This is a genomic window from Falsihalocynthiibacter arcticus (assembly GCF_000812665.2).
GTDB lineage: Bacteria > Pseudomonadota > Alphaproteobacteria > Rhodobacterales > Rhodobacteraceae > Falsihalocynthiibacter > Falsihalocynthiibacter arcticus.
Map to the genome: position 1 here is coordinate 3352078 of NZ_CP014327.1, position 16538 is coordinate 3368615.

The window sequence follows — 16538 nt, forward strand, 5'->3', positions numbered from 1 at the left end:
ACCTTGTCTTGTCATGCGGGCCCAAAGCCCAAGTATCCGTTCAGGTTCCAAGAAAAGACGGAGGCGACCTTACTCATCGACGGTCCACACTGACTAAGAGGGAAACGGTCCGACCTCCGCCGCTGCCCGGCTATCAATGCCGTGCCGAGCAACCACTCCAACTTCGCACAGGAGCTCCTGAAATCATAAGACAAGATGGCCATTGGGGCGATCTCGGCCATTGAGGCCGCAGGCAAGGTGGCGGGCAAGAATGTTATGATCCTTTCGATTGATGGTGGATGCGAAATCATCCAGCTGATCATCGACGGAAAGGTAGCGGCCTGTTGCGAGTGTAACCCACGATTTGGTCCAACAGCCTTTAACACGCCCGTCGCCTGTGCACAGGGGTCGGATATTCCGATGAAAATCATCAATCCCGATAATGTTTATGACATTTCGAATGCTGCTGAACTGATCGACACGGCCTACTGGACGTCTGCCTCGGGCAATATCCAAATTACTTTTCGCCGTCCGCCGTTCTGAGGTTTGCGACGAATTGCAATCAAAAATAGATTGGCAAAGAATGAAAGAGACACCTCTTTTATCAATTGAAAACCTGCACAAAAGGTTTGGCGGCACGATCGCGCTAAATGGCGCATCCCTTCAGGTCGGCGCGGGTGAGGTTCATGCCCTAATTGGCCAAAATGGTGCCGGAAAATCGACCCTCATTAAGATCCTGACGGGCTATATTGGAAAAGACGAAGGGGACGTGCATTTCGCGGGTAAACCGTTTGAGGTGAATGCGCCCAAGGCGGCGCAGAACGCTGGAAACAGTACGATTTATCAAGAAATTAATCTGGTGCCATCCCTTACCGTGACTGAAAATATATGCCTTGGGCGCGAGATGCGTCGCTACGGAGCCCTTGATTGGCCCGCAATGCACAAAGAGGCCGAGCGCTTATTGGCCCGTTTTTCAATGAAGGTTGATGTGCGGCGGCAGTTGTCGGATTTCAGCACGGCGTCACAACAAATGATCGCGATTGCGCGGGCGATTGGGTTTTCTGCCCAGTTGGTCATTATGGATGAACCGACCTCCTCCTTGGACGAACGCGAAGCGGCGGTGCTGTTTGATGTGATCCGGAAACCTCAAAGCCGAGGGCGTCTCGGTTATCTTTGTGAGCCATAAACTCGACGAACTTTACGAGGTGTGTGACCGCGTGACGATCATGCGCGACGGTAAAACGATCCGCGCCTGTAACTTGGATGAAATAGACAAACTTGAGCTTGTCTCCACAATGCCCGGTAAAGAAATAAGTCGCAGCAGCGGGCGGATTACAGCTTTTGATAATGAGCACGCGCATTTGGCGGGAAACAAACTTCTGGAAGCGCAGGGCTTGAGTGATGGCCTTCACGTTCGCGACGTTAGTTTTTGCGTACGCAGTGGCGAAATCGTAGGATTTGCAGGCTTGCTTGGGGCAGGGCGCACCGAGACGGTCAAGCTAATTTTTGGCGCACATCCCCCTTCCGCAGGACACATGGAATTTGACGGCAAAAGCTTCGCCCCCAACTCGCCCGCCGAGGCCATTGCCGCGGGCATCGGGTTTTGCACCGAAGATCGCAAAATCGAAGGGATCGTGCCGGATTTAAGCATTGCCGAAAACATGATGCTTGCGCTCATGCCAAAGCTTGCGCGAGCGGGCATTGTGGATGAGAAAAAGAAGGCGCAAATCGTCGATGGGTTGATCAAAAGCCTTGGGATCAAATGCGCAGGGCCACACCAAAAAATTCGCGAACTGTCGGGTGCGAACCCGCAAAAAGTTCTCCTTGGTCGCTGGTTGGCCATGTCGCCACGCCTCCTTATTCTCCATGAACCAACGCGCGGCATTGATGTCGGGGCGAAAGTGGAAATACAAAAGCTGCTGAATAGACTAGCAGACGATGGGCTGGCTGTGCTGATGATTTCTTCGGAATTAGAAGAGGTTACCGAAGGCGCCGACCGCGCTTACGTTTTGCGGGAAGGCCTGTCAGTGGCCGAGCTTACCAACGGAGAAATCAATGAAGATCGCGTCCTCGCCGCGATGGCGCATGGCGCGTCCGAAAGGGCTGCGGCCAATGTCAGAACGCCAAATTTATGCCTTTCTGGATCGCTATGCGACGCTGATTATTCTGGGATTTTTAATCCTTTTGAACATCGCGATCACGCCTAACTTCCTCTCGCTACAAACCTTAAACGTGAACCTGACACAGGTTTGCACCATTGTAATCGTCGCCGTCGGGATGACGTTGGTGATCGCGACGGGCGGGATTGACCTTTCTGTTGGGTCACTCATGGCGATCTCTGGCGCGCTCGCGCCGATGATTTTCATGGGTACAATACTAGGAATTGAACCCGTATGGCTCGCGGTCACCGTGGCGATTATTATCTCGGTCGGGGTGGCAGGGTTGCTTGGCGCGTTTAACGGCTGGCTTGTTGCCAAATTCTGGCCGTTGGCGGCAACCAAAATGCTGCTGTGCTTTCGGGAGTGCCCGTGAGCCGTGTGAAAATCGCGGTCTATACAATCAGTGGCCTTCTCTCTGGAATAGCGGGCCTCATTGTCATAGCCATCAATTCGGCATCAGATGCCAACCTCGTTGGAATGGGCATGGAGCTTGACGCAATTGCCGCAGTTACCGTGGGCGGGACTCTCCTGAGTGGGGGCCGCGCGAGCATCTGGGGCACGTTGCTGGGCGTGATGACAATTCAAATTGTGCGATACACACTACTTGCAAATGGCGTTCCGGATGCCGCGGCGATGGTGGTTAAAGCCGCGATTATTATTGCGGCTGTCTGGCTCCAAAGAAAGGCACGGACATCATGAGAAACAAGTCAATTTTAGGCGGATTAATGAGAAATTACGGTGTTGTTTTGGCCCTTGCTGGGATTATCCTTTTCGGCTGGCTGCGTTATGATATTTTTCTGGGCACTTTCAATGTGATGAGCGTACCTACGGTATAACTCCATGTTTGCGTTGATTTCTTTGGGCATGTGCTTTGTCATTATGACGGGCGGCATTGACCTTTCGGTAGGGGCAACGGCCGCGATGTCGAGCGTCGTTGCCGCCCACGCCAGTCATTACGGTCTTATGCCGGGGCTTTTGGCGGGTTTTGGCGCGGGAGTAATCGTTGGGGTGATTAACGGGCTGATCGTGACGCGACTGCAAATTATGCCGTTCGTGGCGACACTTGCGACAATGCTGGCCGCAGGGGGTATGGCGCTTTTGCTGGCGGGAAATCAATCAATCCCCGCGTCCTATGCCACCAGTTTTACGTGGCTCGGACAGGGCAACATTCTTGGGTTTCCTGTGCCCGCCCTCATTGCCGTCCTCGCGTTTATTGCAGGATCATATGTGCTGAATTCCACCAGTGCAGGGCGCACCGTTTTGGCAATTGGTGGCAACGAAGATGCCGCACAACTCATGGGGCTTCCGGTCAACAAAATCCTGATGCTGACCTATGTCGCCTGTGGTGCTTTGGCGGGCCTCGCGGGGGTCATTTTGACAGCACAATTCGGCGCGGGACAACCTATTGAGGGTAAGGGCTGGGAGCTTTTCGCAATCGCCGCCGTCGTTGTTGGGGGCACATTGCTCACCGGCGGCGCGGGTTTTGTTGGCGCAACGCTTGCGGGGGTTTTGTTGATGGGGGTTTTATTCACGATCCTGAATTTTAAAAACGGCAAAGGCTGGATTTCCCTTTTGGCCTATTGGCAGTCGGTTGTGCGGGGGCTTTTTCTCCTTGTCGTTATCATGTTGCAAGCGCGTTTGGCCCGAAAAAAGTCTGTCGGTGCCACGGCATCAGCGGCGTGAAAGGGCGACTTCAATGGATCAGATAGACACGCGGTCATGCACATCGCCCCTACCAAAACTGGTAGGGGAATTTAACGGGGAACTTGTTCACGAAATCACTCTAACGGGGCCAGACGGATCGTCCTGCCGCATTTTTACATGGGGCGCCGTAATCGCGGATTTACGTGTCAGAATGCCAGACGGACGGCTGCAATCTGTTGTTCTTGGCTTCGAAAAATTTGAAGATTATCCGAAATATTCGCCCTATTTTGGGGCCGTTGTCGGAAGATACGCAAATCGTATTTCCGGCGGCGGGTTTACCCTCGACGGTCAACGCTACACACTCGATCAAAACGAAGGTCCTAACACCTGTTTGCATGGCGGCGCAGGAGGCTTCTCCCAACGGGTCTGGACAATTGACGCGTACAACAAAGAGAGCGTTACACTGAGTCTCCACTCGCCTGATGGCGATCAAGGCTTCCCCGGAGCGCTGGACGTAAAATGCACATATACTTTATCAGAATCCACTATTTTATAGTTTGAATTCAATGCCGTATCGACACAGAGTACTATTGTGAACCTATCCCAGCATAGCCATTTCAACCTCGACGGTTCCGATAGTATTTCGGATCATCGCCTCACTGTTTTTGCCAATCGAATGACACCAGTTGACGGTGCTCTGATCCCATCTGGAGAGGTACTGGATGTTCAAGGAACGGCTTTTGATTTTAAACGCCAAGGCCGGTCAACGTGCCACGATACCCGATTGATTTAGACCATAATTTCATCCTCACACGATCAGATAACCTCCCCAGAAAACAGAAGGCGTTGGCTGCGATCCTTGAAACTCAAAAAACGGGCCTGAAAATGCTAATCCACACCACAAAACCTGGGTTGCAGGTCTATGACGGACATCAACTCAATGTGCCTATTGTCGGCCTCAACGGGCAAAAATATGGGCCGCGTTCGGGTATTTGCCTTGAGCCACAATTCTTTCCAGACAGCCCAAATCAACCCGCGTTCCCATCGGCCCAACTTGCTGCAGGGGAGATTTACGCGCATTCCATTGAGTACCGCTTTAGTTGTATCTGAGTGGCGGTAGGAATTGCCGGTGTCCGTCCTGTGATGAACATCACTTTACTGATTAAATACAGCGCATTGCGGCGCGACCTTAATCCAATTTCACAACAAAAAAGCAGGCCCCGTTTTGCGAGGCCTGCTTTCGTATTGGTTAGAAAAAAGTGGTCTATTGGTTGCCAGGTGATCCCGATGTAACCGCTTCCATCACGCGATCAAGATTGAACGAACCTGGTTTTTGGCGTGGAGGATACTCAGCAAAGCTTTGCAGCCATTCGCCAACATAGGCTGCTGCTGGGGCAATAATATACATATGCTCAATCCACCAACGCTGGTAGCCCATTGCGTCCTCAGATTCAGCACGCTCAAACGGATCCATGCGAAGGTTGGTAATCGAAGGTGCCCGAAGCACTTCAAACGGGGATGTCCAAACTTTAAATCCTTCTGCATTTTGACGTAGGAAAGTGATTTTCCAGTTGTTGTAGCGCAGGGCAGCAACCGAACCATCGTCTGTCCAGTAGAGGAAGTTATCGCGTGGCCATTCGCCTTCGCCCTGTAGAGCAGGCATCAAGTTATACCCATCAATATGGACGTTATATTCGCGGCCAATGGCTTGAACGCCGCCCCCAAGAAGGTCTTCTACAATGGTTGGTTTTCCTGCTGCCGCGAGGATCGTTGGCAACATATCTTCGTGGGCAACGATATCGTTAATCACAGTGCCGGGTTCAATAACGCCAGGCCAGCGGATCACAGTTGGGACGCGATAGCCACCTTCCCATTGTGTGTTTTTCTCGCCTTTGAACATTGTTGTGCCGCCATCGGGCCACGTGAATGTTTCGGCGCCATTGTCGGTGGAATACATCACGATTGTATTGTCGGCGATGCCGAGTTCATCAACCTTATCAAGAAGTTCGCCAACCATTCCGTCATGCTCAACCATACCGTCGGCATAAACACCAAGTCCGGTTACTCCTTGGGATTCCTCCTTGAGGTGGGTAAAAATATGCATGCGTGTCGCGTTCCACCACAAGAAGAACGGCTTATCCTGCGCAACGGCGCGGTCCATAAAGTCGATCGCAGCGGCAGTGATTTCCTCGTCCACGGTCTCCATACGTTTCTTAGAGAGCGGGCCCGTATCTTCGATTGTGCCATCCGCAGAGGATTTAATAACGCCGCGTGGGCCAAATTTTTCCCTAAATTCTGGGTTCGTTGGATAGTCTGCATTCTCGGGCTCTTCTTCGGCATTCAAATGGTAAAGGTTACCAAAGAATTCATCAAAGCCATTGTTGGTCGGTAGCATTTCATCGCGGTCGCCGAGGTGGTTTTTACCGAATTGACCGGTCATGTACCCCAATGGTTTAAGCAGACCCGCGATGGTTGGGTCTTCGATTTTCATACCTTCAGGGGAGCCGGGAAGGCCAACCTTTGTCAGACCTGTCCGCATTGGAGACTGGCCAGTGATGAAGGCCGCCCGCCCCGCGGTACAGCTTTGTTGACCGTACCAATCGGTGAACAAAGCGCCTTCAGACGCAATCCGGTCAATATTAGGCGTGCGATAGCCCATCATGCCATTATTATAGGCGCTGATGTTGAACTGACCAATGTCGTCACCCCAGATAACGAGGATATTTGGCTTCTCTTGCGCGTGCGCAGCGAGGCTGGCCAAGGCGAAGATACTCGCCGAAAATAAGATTTTCACGGATTTCATCCTATTGGTTCCCTATATTTAAAAAGTACTGAATGTTTTCTGGCGTGTCGAAAACTTAGAATACCAAGACAATATCCGAAGTCTTTGGTTCGCGCAATAATGCGGAATCCAAAATGCAAAATAACTTCTTTAAAATTTTGACTGTACGATTTTCTTGGCTCTGGCTTGCGCCAGAACCAACCGTTTCAATAGGTAACAGGAATTTAGCCAGGTGACATCCCGCGCAAGCGTTCAGAGCGGCGACGCAAAAGTTCCAACGTGGCGAGGAGCAAGACCGAAAGGAAAACCAATATGGTCGCGACCGCTAGAATTGTCGGGCTCACTTGCTCGCGCAAGCCGATAAACATCTGCCATGGCAGCGTTTTCTGATTGGCCGACCCCACGAACAAGACCACGACCACCTCGTCAAAGGAGGTAATAAAAGCAAAAAGCGCACCCGAAATCACACCGGGTAAAATCAGAGGCATTTGCACCTTAAAGAAGGAGCGCACGGGCGAGGCCCCCATGCTTGCCGCGGCCTGAGTGAGGGAGCGGTCAAAGCCCACAAGCGTGGCGGTAACAGTGATAATGACAAAGGGAATACCAAGCGCCGCATGCGCCAAGACGACTCCGACATAGGTCCCCGTGAGGGTGATTGGGATCTCAAGCTTGCCGTAGAAAGGGATCGGAATATAGGGGTTGGAATAGAAGAAATACATCCCCGTCGCCGAGATAATCAACGGCACAATCATCGGTGAAATCAGGATCGCCATGATAGAGCGGCGAAACGGCACGTGGGTTTGCGACAGGCCAATCGCGGCAATCGTTCCCAAGGTCACAGAGATGATTGTGGCAACCGGCGCGATCTGGAGGGAGTTCTTCATAGCCAATTGCCAATCGGAACTGTTGAAGAAGTCTTTGTAGTGTTTGAGCGAGAACCCCTCAGGGTTCAGCGCCAGCATTTCCGGCGTGAAGGTAAAGAAGTCTTCGGCATTAAAGCTCAGCGGAATAATCACGATAATTGGCGCGATCAGAAAGAAGAAGATCAGCCCGCAGATGACGCGAAAACTATAGAACCATGCGCGTTGAACGGGCGAGGCATAGGGTGGAAGTGAAGACATTTTTAGCCCCCCAATTTAACGTTATCAATACCAACCAAGCGATCATAAACCCAATATAAGATGAGTACGATGACCAGTAGGATCGAGCCCAGAGCGGCGGCGAGGCCCCAATTCAGTGAGCTTGAGATATGGTAGGCAATCCGGTTTGAGATGAAGACACCTTTGGTGCCGCCGACGAGTTCGGGCGTAATGTAATAGCCGATGGACAAGATAAAGACCAAGATCGATCCCGCGCCAATCCCTGGGAGAGATTGAGGGAAATAGACCCGCCAGAAGGCTGTCCAATCGTTCGCACCGAGGGATTTCGCGGCCCTCAAATAGCTTGGTGGGATGGTTTTCATCACCGAATACAGGGGCAGCACCATGAAAGGCAAAAGAATATGCGTCATGGCAATGGTCGTGCCCGTGGCGTTTTGGATCAGTTGTAATCGGTCAAGATCGCCCACAAGGCCAATCCAAACCAGCAGATCATTGATCACGCCTTGTTCTTGCAACAACACCTTCCAAGCGGAGGTCCGCACCAAAAGCGAGGTCCAGAATGGCAGCAAAACCAAGATCATCAGCACGTTCGCGGAACGGTTGGGCAAGTTGGCCATGAGCCAAGCCACTGGATAGCCCAGCATAATACAGGTGGCGGTAATCGTTACCGACAGTACAATCGTGCGCCACAACAGCCGCAAATAAATCCGTTGGCTTTCTGGTCGCGCTTCGATCCCGTCAGGACCTCTCAACATGTCAACGGCGTTCAGGAAATACCCATCGGTCAGCGGACCCGCGAAGGTTTTAATCACCGTCCATGTGGTTGGATCGAGCCAATCGGCCTTTACGGCGCCGAATTGCTCGCGCAGGGAGACGGTCTCAAAACCAGACACGTCCACGGCGGGCATCGAAGGCGCCACGGCCCCCGAGGCGAAATCATTGTAAAGTGCTGTGTAAACAATCGGGCTGAGTTTTTTCGTAGCAGGATCGGCGTCTTTCACGTCTTCGATCATTTCGGCCCAACCCTCATAGGCGCTGGCGGTGAGGGGCAGGGCTTTACGGTTGTCTTTTTCTGCCATCCATGTGGCCCACATCGCAGGGTCGCCATAGGCGGCGTCCGCTTCGGTGAACTGGGTGCCGTAAATTGTGGTGTCAAACTTGCTGATGCTACGCCCCGTAGAGCGGAACAGCGAGGACATGCCACTGGCTTCATAATTCAAACGTGAGCCAAGGCGCGTGTGCAATTTGTTCTCTTCGGCGAGGACAAAATCGGTGTAAAAGGCTGCGTAAATTTCATCTGGAGGGAGGGTTTCGCCATCAGGCTCCCAGTTGCGCATGGCGCGCACGGTGCGCGGGATGGTTTCCATCACAATGCTGTTTTCCACAGAGCGGAACAACATATCGCCAATCGGGGCGACAAAACTGACGAGGATGAACAAAAGCAGCGGGGCAATCAGAGCCAGCGCGCGGAGCTTTTGCCGCCGTAGGGCGCGGTTCAGGCTTTGCTTTAATGGAGTGCCGTCGGCAGCCAATACGGGTTTCGAAGCGTCTTGGTCATCGGTCATTGTTTGCGTCATGTCCTGTCCCGTGGTTGTTTTTCTTGGGTCGGGATGCGCAGGGACCTAGGCCCCTGCGCAAGTTGTTTTATCTAGTTATATCAAACGGATAGCTTATTGAGCCAACCAGTTTTGGAACTTGATATCAACTTCATCGTTGTTGTCTGCCCACCATTCGATGTTGTTCACCAAATAGTTGGTTTGGTTTGCTGGGTTGGTCGGCATGTGCTGACCCATATCGATACCCAACGTGGCGTGATCCCCAACCAAAGGCTGCGAAGACGCACGTGCTGGACCGTAAGAGATATACGCGGCCTGATCTGCGAGACGCTGTGTGTCTGTGGCAAATTTCAGGAAGTGCATCGTACGGTTCAAGCGTTTTTCGTCCAAGCCAGCTGGAACAACCCAACCGTCAAAGTCAAACACTTGCCAATCCCAAAGCATGGAAACTGGCTGCTTTTGCTCTTCGATAACCGAGAACAGGCGACCGTTATATGTGGAACCAATTACAACTTCGGCATCTGCCAAAAGTTGTGGTGTTTCCGCACCCGCAGACCACCAAACAACATCGCCTTTGATGGTATCAAGTTTGGCCAATGCCCGCTCAACGCCGCCGTCCGAAGACAGAACTGTATAGAGGTCTTCTTTTGCAACGCCGTCACAAATCAAAGCCCATTCGAGGTTTTTCTTAGGACGTTTTTCCAAAGCACGTTTGCCTGGGAAAGTTTCGGTATCGAAAATCGCGCAAAGGCTGTCTGGTGTTGCGCCATTCCATTCGGCGACATCATTGCGATAGCCAAATGTTGTCGAAAACACGATTTGCGGAATGAAGCATTCGTTGATCAAGCTTGGACCAAAGTCTTCTGTTGGTGTAGAGCCATCATCGCCCGCCGCAAGGGAAGCGTCGGCATCGATTTCAATGGCCAAACCCTCGTCGCACGCACGTTGTGAGTCAGGGCCTTCCGCATCAATCAGGTCATACGCGCTGTTGCCAGCTTCGGCACCCGCACGCATTTTCGCGATCGATTCATTGGAGCTTTCGTCATAAACGACAGTGATACCAGTTAACGCTGCATAAGGATCGGAATAGGCAGCGATTTGGGATGCTTGATATGCGCCGCCCCATGACATGATGGTCATGCTGTCAGAACAGTTTTCACAGGCAGGTAGGTCCGCAGCAAAAACCGTTGTTGCGGCTAGAGGCGACATCACAAGGGCCGTGGCCCCAAACAAATGTCTAAGTTTCATAGTACTCTCCTAGTTGGTCTTTTTTTATCGTTTTTCCGACAGCCCCGAGCGCGATGGCTGTAAGATATCTTTAGATAACGTCGAGCGCTCGGCAGTCTTCCGTCAGCCAGCCAATTTCGACTTGGCTCCCCGGAACTAGACGCACTTGGTCGGGTGCATTCCGGGATTTAATGACGAAATCATCATTGCCCGCAACCCGAAGGCGTGTGCGGAATATATCACCCATATAAATGAACTCCAACACTTCGGCCTTGAGCATATGGGCATCTTCGTGAAGGCGGTGTTTGTCAAACTCAACACGCTCGGGGCGAATAGAGACCCGCGTGCGTTCGCCTACTTTTTTCACATTAATTGGAACGGCGTCGATTTCGTCGCCGTTATCGAGGCGCACACGACATTGGGTTTTGCCCATTTGCGTGATCACGCCTTCGAGGGTGTTGTTCTCGCCGATGAACTGGGCCACAAAGCTGTTTGCAGGCCGCTCATAAAGCTCGTCCGGCGGCGCAAGTTGTTGAATGCGTCCGTTTTCAAACACGGCAACCCGATCCGACATGGTGAGGGCTTCGGTTTGGTCATGGGTCACATAAACCACCGTAATACCAAGGTTATGCGCGAGTTTGGTAATTTCAAACTGTAACGTTTCGCGCAGTTGTTTATCCAAGGCGCCCAGAGGCTCATCCATCAGAACCAACTCGGGTTCAAATACAAGAGCGCGTGCGAGGGCGACCCGTTGCTGTTGGCCGCCAGAAAGTTGCGCGGGGCGGCGATTGCCGAATTCCCCCATCTGCACCATATCCAAGGCGCGCATCACTTTGGCTTCACGATCGGATTTACCAAATTTACGCACTTCGAGGGGAAAAGACAGGTTTTCGGCGACGGTCATATGCGGAAAGAGCGCATAGTTTTGAAAAACCATCCCAATTCCGCGTTTATGTGGCGGAATATCGTTGATCGGCTTGCCACCGAGGCGAATATCGCCATGTGTTGCCGTCTCAAACCCTGCGAGCATCATCAGGCAGGTGGTTTTGCCAGACCCTGACGGGCCGAGCATCGTCAGAAATTCGCCTTTCGGCATCGATAGGTTTAAATCTTTTACAACAAGAGTTTCACCATCGTAACTCTTCTGAACGCGGTCAAATTCGACAAACGCCGAATCGTTGTTTGGGTTGGCCATGCTTAACTTTCTGTTATTTTCAAACGAGCGGGCATGTCAGCCACCCTAACAGGGATTTAAACGATTAGTAAAATAGTTTTCACTTTATTATCAACAGGTTCACTTGAGGATCAAGTGTTTGGGGCCATAGGGAAAGGCTGTAATGTTATGATTCCCTTGATTATTTTCGTCCGAAATCACCAAAATATCATGCTCGCGATACCCTCCAGCACCAGGCAAATGGTCGGGAATCGTGATCATCGGTTCCATTGAAATGACCATGCCTGATTCGAGCACTGTGTCGCAGTCTTCTCGCAATTCGAGGCCGGCTTCACGACCGTAATAATGGCTCAAGACACCAAAGGAATGACCGTACCCAAAGCTGCGATATTGGAGCAGGTTTTCGGAGGCGTAGATCTCGTTCAACTCCTTTGCGATATCCGAACACCGCGCGCCGGGCACCAAAAGTTCCTTACCGCGATCGTGTACGCGGCAATTCACCTCCCACATCCGCAAATGCGCATCAGAGACATGTTCGGCAAAAAGCGTCCGTTCCAAAGCGACGTAATAGCCCGCAACCATTGGAAAACAATTGAGTGACAGGATATCACCCGCTTCGATCGTGCGACTGGTGACGGGGTTGTGGGCGCCGTCAGTATTGAGGCCCGATTGAAACCACGTCCAAGTGTCGAGCAATTCGCCCTGCGGCCATGTTTTGGCGATTTCGCGCACCATTGTCGCGGTGGAATGCAAGGCGACCTCGCGCTCGGAAACACCCACACGTGCTGCTTCGGCACAGGCCGCACCACCCAAATCCGCGATCCGTGTCATCTGAGTGATATGCGCAATTTCCTCCGCCGATTTGATCATCCGCAGACGCATGGCGGGTTTGGAAATATCGACAAATTCCATCTCTGGAAAAAAGGCCTCCAACTGCCTTAGCAGCTCAATGTTGACGTGATCAAATTCGATTCCCACCCGATTTGCCTTTCCTGCGAGCTTGTCGACGGCATTAAAATAATTGTCCTTGTTCCAATCGGTGTAGGTAACGTTATTGCCAAAGGTCCGCCGCCATGGCTGGCCGCCATCAATCCCCGCGCTGATCGAGGTTGCGGTCGTGTGATCAACCACCAACCCATAGCGCCGGCCAAAGGAGCAAAACAGGAAATCGGCGTAATAATTGATGTTGTGGTAGGATGTGAACAGCGCGGCATCTATGTTCTCAGACACCATATAGGTGCGAATTGCCGTCAGACGCCGTTGCATTTCGGTCGCGGAAAAGGTCGGCGCAGCTTTCAGGCCATTACCTGTGTAATCTTGAAAGATTTCGCGATCCATTTTTGCATCCTTTGTGTGTAAAAATCCGTCGGTGGCGACGATCCGTTGCCACCCTTCCTCTGCCTGAGACCCACACTTGTCAAAGGAGAAGTTTTCACCGTACATGAATTATATTCATGTTAAAGCGAGCCTATAAATGACGCATCTTCCGTTGAACGCACTCAAGACCTTCGAAGCTGTTGCCCGTCTTGGCAGCTTTCAGAAGGCCGCAGATGAGTTGTGCGTCACTCAATCCGCCGTCAGTCATCAGGTGCGTAATCTCGAAGACTGGCTTGGGGTTGCTCTTTTTGAACGCACGGGCCGTCGGCCAATCCTGACGCCGCAGTCTGAGGATCTTGCGCGCGCTGTGATACTCTCTTTTGGTGATATTGCCGCCGCGTGCAAACGGCTTCGCGCGCCAGAAGGCACAAAACCTCTCGTGATTGCGGCCATTCCATCCATCGCCACAAGTTGGCTCATTCCGCGGCTGTCTGCTTTTCGCACCGCACATCCCGACATTGATATTCAGGTTGTTTACGCGCTGCACGGGCAGGGCATTGACTTCGATGAGGTCGATCTTGCGTTTACCTTCGGTCCGACTCCGACACTTGCGACCAACCTCAAATCCATTCCCTTTTTGTCTGGTGAGAGCGCGCCCGTTTGCAGCAAATGGGTGTTTCAATCGCTCGGCCGTACCCATCCGACTCTAGACGATATTTTGGGCATTGGACTGTTGCACGACACGGATACAAACGGTTGGTCGCAATGGTTCAAGGCCGCTGGAGGCCAAACGCCACACGCCCTAAAGGGCCCTATCTTCGAAGATATCAATATGCTCCGAACCGCAGCCTTTTCCGGACAGGGCGCCGCGCTTTGCCCGCTTGCGTTGATCCACGAAGATCTCGCCGCCGGTCGCCTGTCAAAACTCTCAGATGTCACGATATTGGATGATTTTTTCTATTATCTGATCATGAAAAAGATCCCGGACCTCAACAAAGTGCCAGCCCTAAATGCGTTTGTGAATTGGACGCTCAATGCGCGCTCCACGGAGCAAATATCGCAAAAGGCATAGACGTTTGAGATTTTCCCCAATTTTTTGGGGACACTCGAAAAATCGACAACCACTGCATTTTACCCCCTTGTAATCGATTGCATTGCCGCCATAGTGCCTTCAATAAGTCAGTGGGAGGAAATTGCGATGATGTTAAATGGGGTTTGGGCGCTTGAGGATGCTCAGGGCGATTATCGTGTTGAAATGATTCTTCCAGGTGATGGAATATCAGCCCTTTTCGCCGCTGGAGAAATTCCCGACCCCTATTTCGGTCGCAATGAGCACGATCTGAGGTGGATTGCAGACCGAGATTGGCGCGCCACGCGTAGCTTCACCCTTACGGCGACGGATTGCGATTTGTTCCTGACGGGGCTGGACACCATCGTCGATGTTTTGATCAATGGCACAAAGGTTTTGAGCGCGCAAAACGTATTTCGAACCTATCGCGTTGACCTGTCCGAAGTTGCGCATGTGGGCGAAAACACCATTGAATTGTACTTCCATTCAAACACCAAAGAGGCAGCAAAGCGCTACGCTGAGCATCCCTATCCCGTGCCGTATTTGCACATGAATTGCCCCATTCCCCACGGCAATATGATCCGCAAAGCCCAGTGCGATTTTGGTTGGGATTGGAACATTGCCCTCGCGCCATTCGGGGTGATCGGCGACATCGAACTCTGCCCTCAGAGCCAGACGCGGATCACCGGTGTGATTGTCGATCAGGCTCACGACGGGCAGAATGTGACCGTCACGGTGCGCGCGCCATTTGAGAGCTGCGAAACACGCGATATTCCATTTGAAATCGCGTTCTGCGGCCAGAGCATCACAGGCGTAGTTGCGGCGCGAAACGGCGTTCTTGAGGCCGCGATTACCCTCGTATCGCCCGCGCTTTGGTGGCCCGTTGGTATGGGAGAGCAGGCGTTGCACGATCTGGATGTGACCCTCGGGGACAGTACGCAAACCCGACGCATTGGCCTACGGGACATGGCGTTTCTGGCGCAAAAGGACGATGTCGGCGTCGGCTTTAAATTCCGCGTGAATGGCGTAGATACCTATGCAAAAGGTGCCAACTGGATCCCTGCTGACGCACTCTCTGGACGGATAACACAGGCGGGCGTGCGCGACCTTTTGCAATCCGCCGTCGACGCCAACATGAACATGATCCGCGTATGGGGCGGCGGGCGTTATGAGCCGGATTGGTTCTATGATTTCTGCGACGAAATGGGCCTGATGGTATGGCAGGACTTCATGTTTGCCTGCAACCTTTTCCCCGCCGATGCAGCTTTCTTGGCCGAGGTGGATTGCGAAGTGCGCGAGACCGTCACACGGCTTTATCACCACGCGTCACTGGCCCTTTGGTGCGGTGATAACGAACTCGTCGGGGCGCTCACATGGTATGAAGAATCCAAGGAAAATCGCGACCTTTATCTGGTGGCCTACGACCGCCTGAATACGCAAATCGAACGCGCATTGCGCGCGGTTGTGCCGGAGGCAAATTGGTGGGCCTCCAGCCCCTCCGCAGGGCCGATGAATTTTGGCGACGCGTGGCACGACGACACGGCGGGCGACATGCATTTTTGGTCGGTTTGGCACGAAGGCAAGGATTTTGAGCATTACCGCGATATCAAACCTCGGTTCTGTTCCGAATTCGGCTTCCAATCCTATGCCTCAATGGACGTGATCCGCAGTTTTACCACTGAAAACGACCGTAATATCGCCGCGCCAACCCTCGAAAGCCATCAGAAAAACCATGGCGGGAATGCGCGGATTGCGGAAACCATGTTCCGATATTTCCGTTTCCCAACGGGATTTGACGATTTTGTCTATCTGTCGCAAATCCAGCATGGTTTGGCCCTCAAGACCGCCGTTTCCTATTGGCGCAGCCTCAAACCGCATTGTATGGGCGCGCTCATTTGGCAGCTCAATGACACATGGCCTGTCGCCAGCTGGGCCTCACTTAACTATGGCGGCAGCTGGAAACTGCCGCATTATATGATCGGGGAATTCTTTCAACCCGTGTTTGTGACGATCGTGCCTGAGGGCGAGATGCTTGTACTTAAAGCTGTGAACGACCTCCGTGAACCCATTGATATTGCTGTAAAACTAGCGGCTACAAAACCTGATGGATCGTCTCGTATTTTGGTGGAGGTCAACGCTAGAGTCGGCCCAGACGTGGCGAAATCTCTGGCTGGAATCGCGACCAGTGAATTGGCTGTTGACGAGATTTTAACCTATTGCTGGACGGGGTCAGACGGCACAGAGGCCAATGACCACTTTATGTTGCGTCCGTATAAGTCCTACGATCTTGTGACGGCGGATCTGAAGCTTGAGGTTGTCCCAAATGAGGAGGGGTACGAGATTTCGGTAACATCCTCGGCGCTAGCGCTTTATGTCGCGCTTGAAGCCAGTATTGCCGGACGGTTTAGCCAAAATGTCATGACGATAACGCCCAAAACCCCTGCCAAAATTCAGTTTACCCCCAAAACTTCGGGAGAAGTGCCCATTTTCACCGTCAAGGATTTGCACAGCGCGACATATGGCTAGAACGC

Annotated in this window: 15 protein-coding genes and 1 pseudogene; 10 read left to right on the forward strand and 6 right to left on the reverse strand. The window is 52.4% G+C overall.

Annotated elements, in window-relative coordinates; translation table 11 throughout:
• The first annotated feature begins 195 nt into the window (after nucleotides 1-195).
• The 8 genes and pseudogenes from RC74_RS16490 (at nucleotide 196) to RC74_RS23345 (ending at nucleotide 4892) form a co-directional block, all read left to right on the forward strand.
• Nucleotides 196-522, forward strand: a complete 327-nt coding sequence (locus tag RC74_RS16490) for a type 1 periplasmic-binding domain-containing protein (protein WP_039003422.1) — start codon at nucleotides 196-198, stop codon at nucleotides 520-522.
• A 40-nt stretch (nucleotides 523-562) separates the two neighbouring features.
• Nucleotides 563-1165: an ATP-binding cassette domain-containing protein gene (locus RC74_RS22760; protein WP_218918084.1), complete on the forward strand. Its 603-nt coding sequence runs from the start codon at nucleotides 563-565 to the stop codon at nucleotides 1163-1165.
• Nucleotides 1155-2186, forward strand: coding sequence for an ATP-binding cassette domain-containing protein (locus RC74_RS22765; protein ID WP_218918085.1), 1032 nt, complete (start codon nucleotides 1155-1157; stop codon nucleotides 2184-2186). Before RC74_RS22760 ends, RC74_RS22765 begins: the two co-directional genes overlap by 11 nt.
• Entirely contained in the window at nucleotides 2164-2511 is a 348-nt protein-coding gene (locus tag RC74_RS22770) for an ABC transporter permease subunit (RefSeq protein WP_218918086.1), read from the forward strand. Before RC74_RS22765 ends, RC74_RS22770 begins: the two co-directional genes overlap by 23 nt.
• The gene (locus tag RC74_RS22775; RefSeq protein WP_236939959.1) at nucleotides 2508-2837 is read left to right on the forward strand and encodes an ABC transporter permease; all 330 of its coding nucleotides are present in this window, start codon (nucleotides 2508-2510) and stop codon (nucleotides 2835-2837) included. Before RC74_RS22770 ends, RC74_RS22775 begins: the two co-directional genes overlap by 4 nt.
• Nucleotides 2838-2978: 141 nt before the next feature.
• On the forward strand, nucleotides 2979-3821 hold the full coding sequence (locus tag RC74_RS16505) for an ABC transporter permease (protein ID WP_218918088.1): 843 nt from the start codon (nucleotides 2979-2981) through the stop codon (nucleotides 3819-3821).
• Between the two features lie 13 nt (nucleotides 3822-3834).
• Nucleotides 3835-4575 (forward strand): annotated as a pseudogene (locus RC74_RS23170) (aldose epimerase family protein).
• Complete coding sequence (locus tag RC74_RS23345; RefSeq protein WP_052274965.1) at nucleotides 4551-4892, forward strand: aldose epimerase family protein; 342 nt, start codon at nucleotides 4551-4553, stop codon at nucleotides 4890-4892. The pseudogene RC74_RS23170 and the gene RC74_RS23345 overlap by 25 nt, the downstream one beginning before the upstream one ends.
• A 154-nt stretch (nucleotides 4893-5046) precedes the next feature.
• On the opposite strand, the gene RC74_RS16520 is transcribed toward RC74_RS23345, so the two are convergent.
• From RC74_RS16520 to RC74_RS16545, 6 genes are all read right to left on the reverse strand, one after another.
• The gene (locus RC74_RS16520) at nucleotides 5047-6585 is read right to left on the reverse strand and encodes an arylsulfatase (protein ID WP_039003421.1); all 1539 of its coding nucleotides are present in this window, start codon (nucleotides 6583-6585) and stop codon (nucleotides 5047-5049) included.
• Between the two features lie 203 nt (nucleotides 6586-6788).
• A complete protein-coding gene (locus RC74_RS16525) occupies nucleotides 6789-7685 on the reverse strand; it encodes an ABC transporter permease (protein ID WP_039003420.1) in 897 nt (298 codons plus the stop codon).
• 2 nt (nucleotides 7686-7687) lie between these two features.
• On the reverse strand, nucleotides 7688-9229 hold the full coding sequence (locus RC74_RS16530) for an ABC transporter permease (protein ID WP_039003432.1): 1542 nt from the start codon (nucleotides 9227-9229) through the stop codon (nucleotides 7688-7690).
• A gap of 105 nt (nucleotides 9230-9334) precedes the next feature.
• Nucleotides 9335-10468 (reverse strand): extracellular solute-binding protein, encoded by a 1134-nt coding sequence (locus tag RC74_RS16535; protein WP_039003419.1) that lies wholly within the window; start codon nucleotides 10466-10468, stop codon nucleotides 9335-9337.
• Nucleotides 10469-10538: 70 nt separating this feature from the next.
• Nucleotides 10539-11642, reverse strand: a complete 1104-nt coding sequence (locus tag RC74_RS16540; RefSeq protein WP_039003418.1) for an ABC transporter ATP-binding protein — start codon at nucleotides 11640-11642, stop codon at nucleotides 10539-10541.
• A gap of 99 nt (nucleotides 11643-11741) precedes the next feature.
• Nucleotides 11742-12959 (reverse strand): aminopeptidase P family protein, encoded by a 1218-nt coding sequence (locus RC74_RS16545; protein ID WP_039003431.1) that lies wholly within the window; start codon nucleotides 12957-12959, stop codon nucleotides 11742-11744.
• Between the two features lie 136 nt (nucleotides 12960-13095).
• Here RC74_RS16545 and RC74_RS16550 point away from each other — a divergent pair, with 136 nt between their 5' ends.
• Nucleotides 13096-14010, forward strand: coding sequence for a LysR family transcriptional regulator (locus tag RC74_RS16550; RefSeq protein WP_052274964.1), 915 nt, complete (start codon nucleotides 13096-13098; stop codon nucleotides 14008-14010).
• A gap of 126 nt (nucleotides 14011-14136) precedes the next feature.
• Nucleotides 14137-16533: a beta-mannosidase gene (locus RC74_RS16555; protein ID WP_052274963.1), complete on the forward strand. Its 2397-nt coding sequence runs from the start codon at nucleotides 14137-14139 to the stop codon at nucleotides 16531-16533.
• Nucleotides 16534-16538 lie beyond the last annotated feature (5 nt).

Bases quoted from the DNA above. Each gene is read 5' to 3' on its own strand.
- RC74_RS16490 (WP_039003422.1), top strand. From the start codon at position 196: ATGGCCATTGGGGCGATCTCGGCCATTGAGGCCGCAGGCAAGGTGGCG.
- RC74_RS22760 (WP_218918084.1), top strand. From the start codon at position 563: ATGAAAGAGACACCTCTTTTATCAATTGAAAACCTGCACAAAAGGTTT.
- RC74_RS16505 (WP_218918088.1), top strand. From the start codon at position 2,979: ATGTTTGCGTTGATTTCTTTGGGCATGTGCTTTGTCATTATGACGGGC.
- RC74_RS16520 (WP_039003421.1), bottom strand. From the start codon at position 6,585: ATGAAATCCGTGAAAATCTTATTTTCGGCGAGTATCTTCGCCTTGGCC.
- RC74_RS16525 (WP_039003420.1), bottom strand. From the start codon at position 7,685: ATGTCTTCACTTCCACCCTATGCCTCGCCCGTTCAACGCGCATGGTTC.
- RC74_RS16530 (WP_039003432.1), bottom strand. From the start codon at position 9,229: ATGACCGATGACCAAGACGCTTCGAAACCCGTATTGGCTGCCGACGGC.
- RC74_RS16535 (WP_039003419.1), bottom strand. From the start codon at position 10,468: ATGAAACTTAGACATTTGTTTGGGGCCACGGCCCTTGTGATGTCGCCT.
- RC74_RS16540 (WP_039003418.1), bottom strand. From the start codon at position 11,642: ATGGCCAACCCAAACAACGATTCGGCGTTTGTCGAATTTGACCGCGTT.
- RC74_RS16545 (WP_039003431.1), bottom strand. From the start codon at position 12,959: ATGGATCGCGAAATCTTTCAAGATTACACAGGTAATGGCCTGAAAGCT.
- RC74_RS16550 (WP_052274964.1), top strand. From the start codon at position 13,096: ATGACGCATCTTCCGTTGAACGCACTCAAGACCTTCGAAGCTGTTGCC.
- RC74_RS16555 (WP_052274963.1), top strand. From the start codon at position 14,137: ATGATGTTAAATGGGGTTTGGGCGCTTGAGGATGCTCAGGGCGATTAT.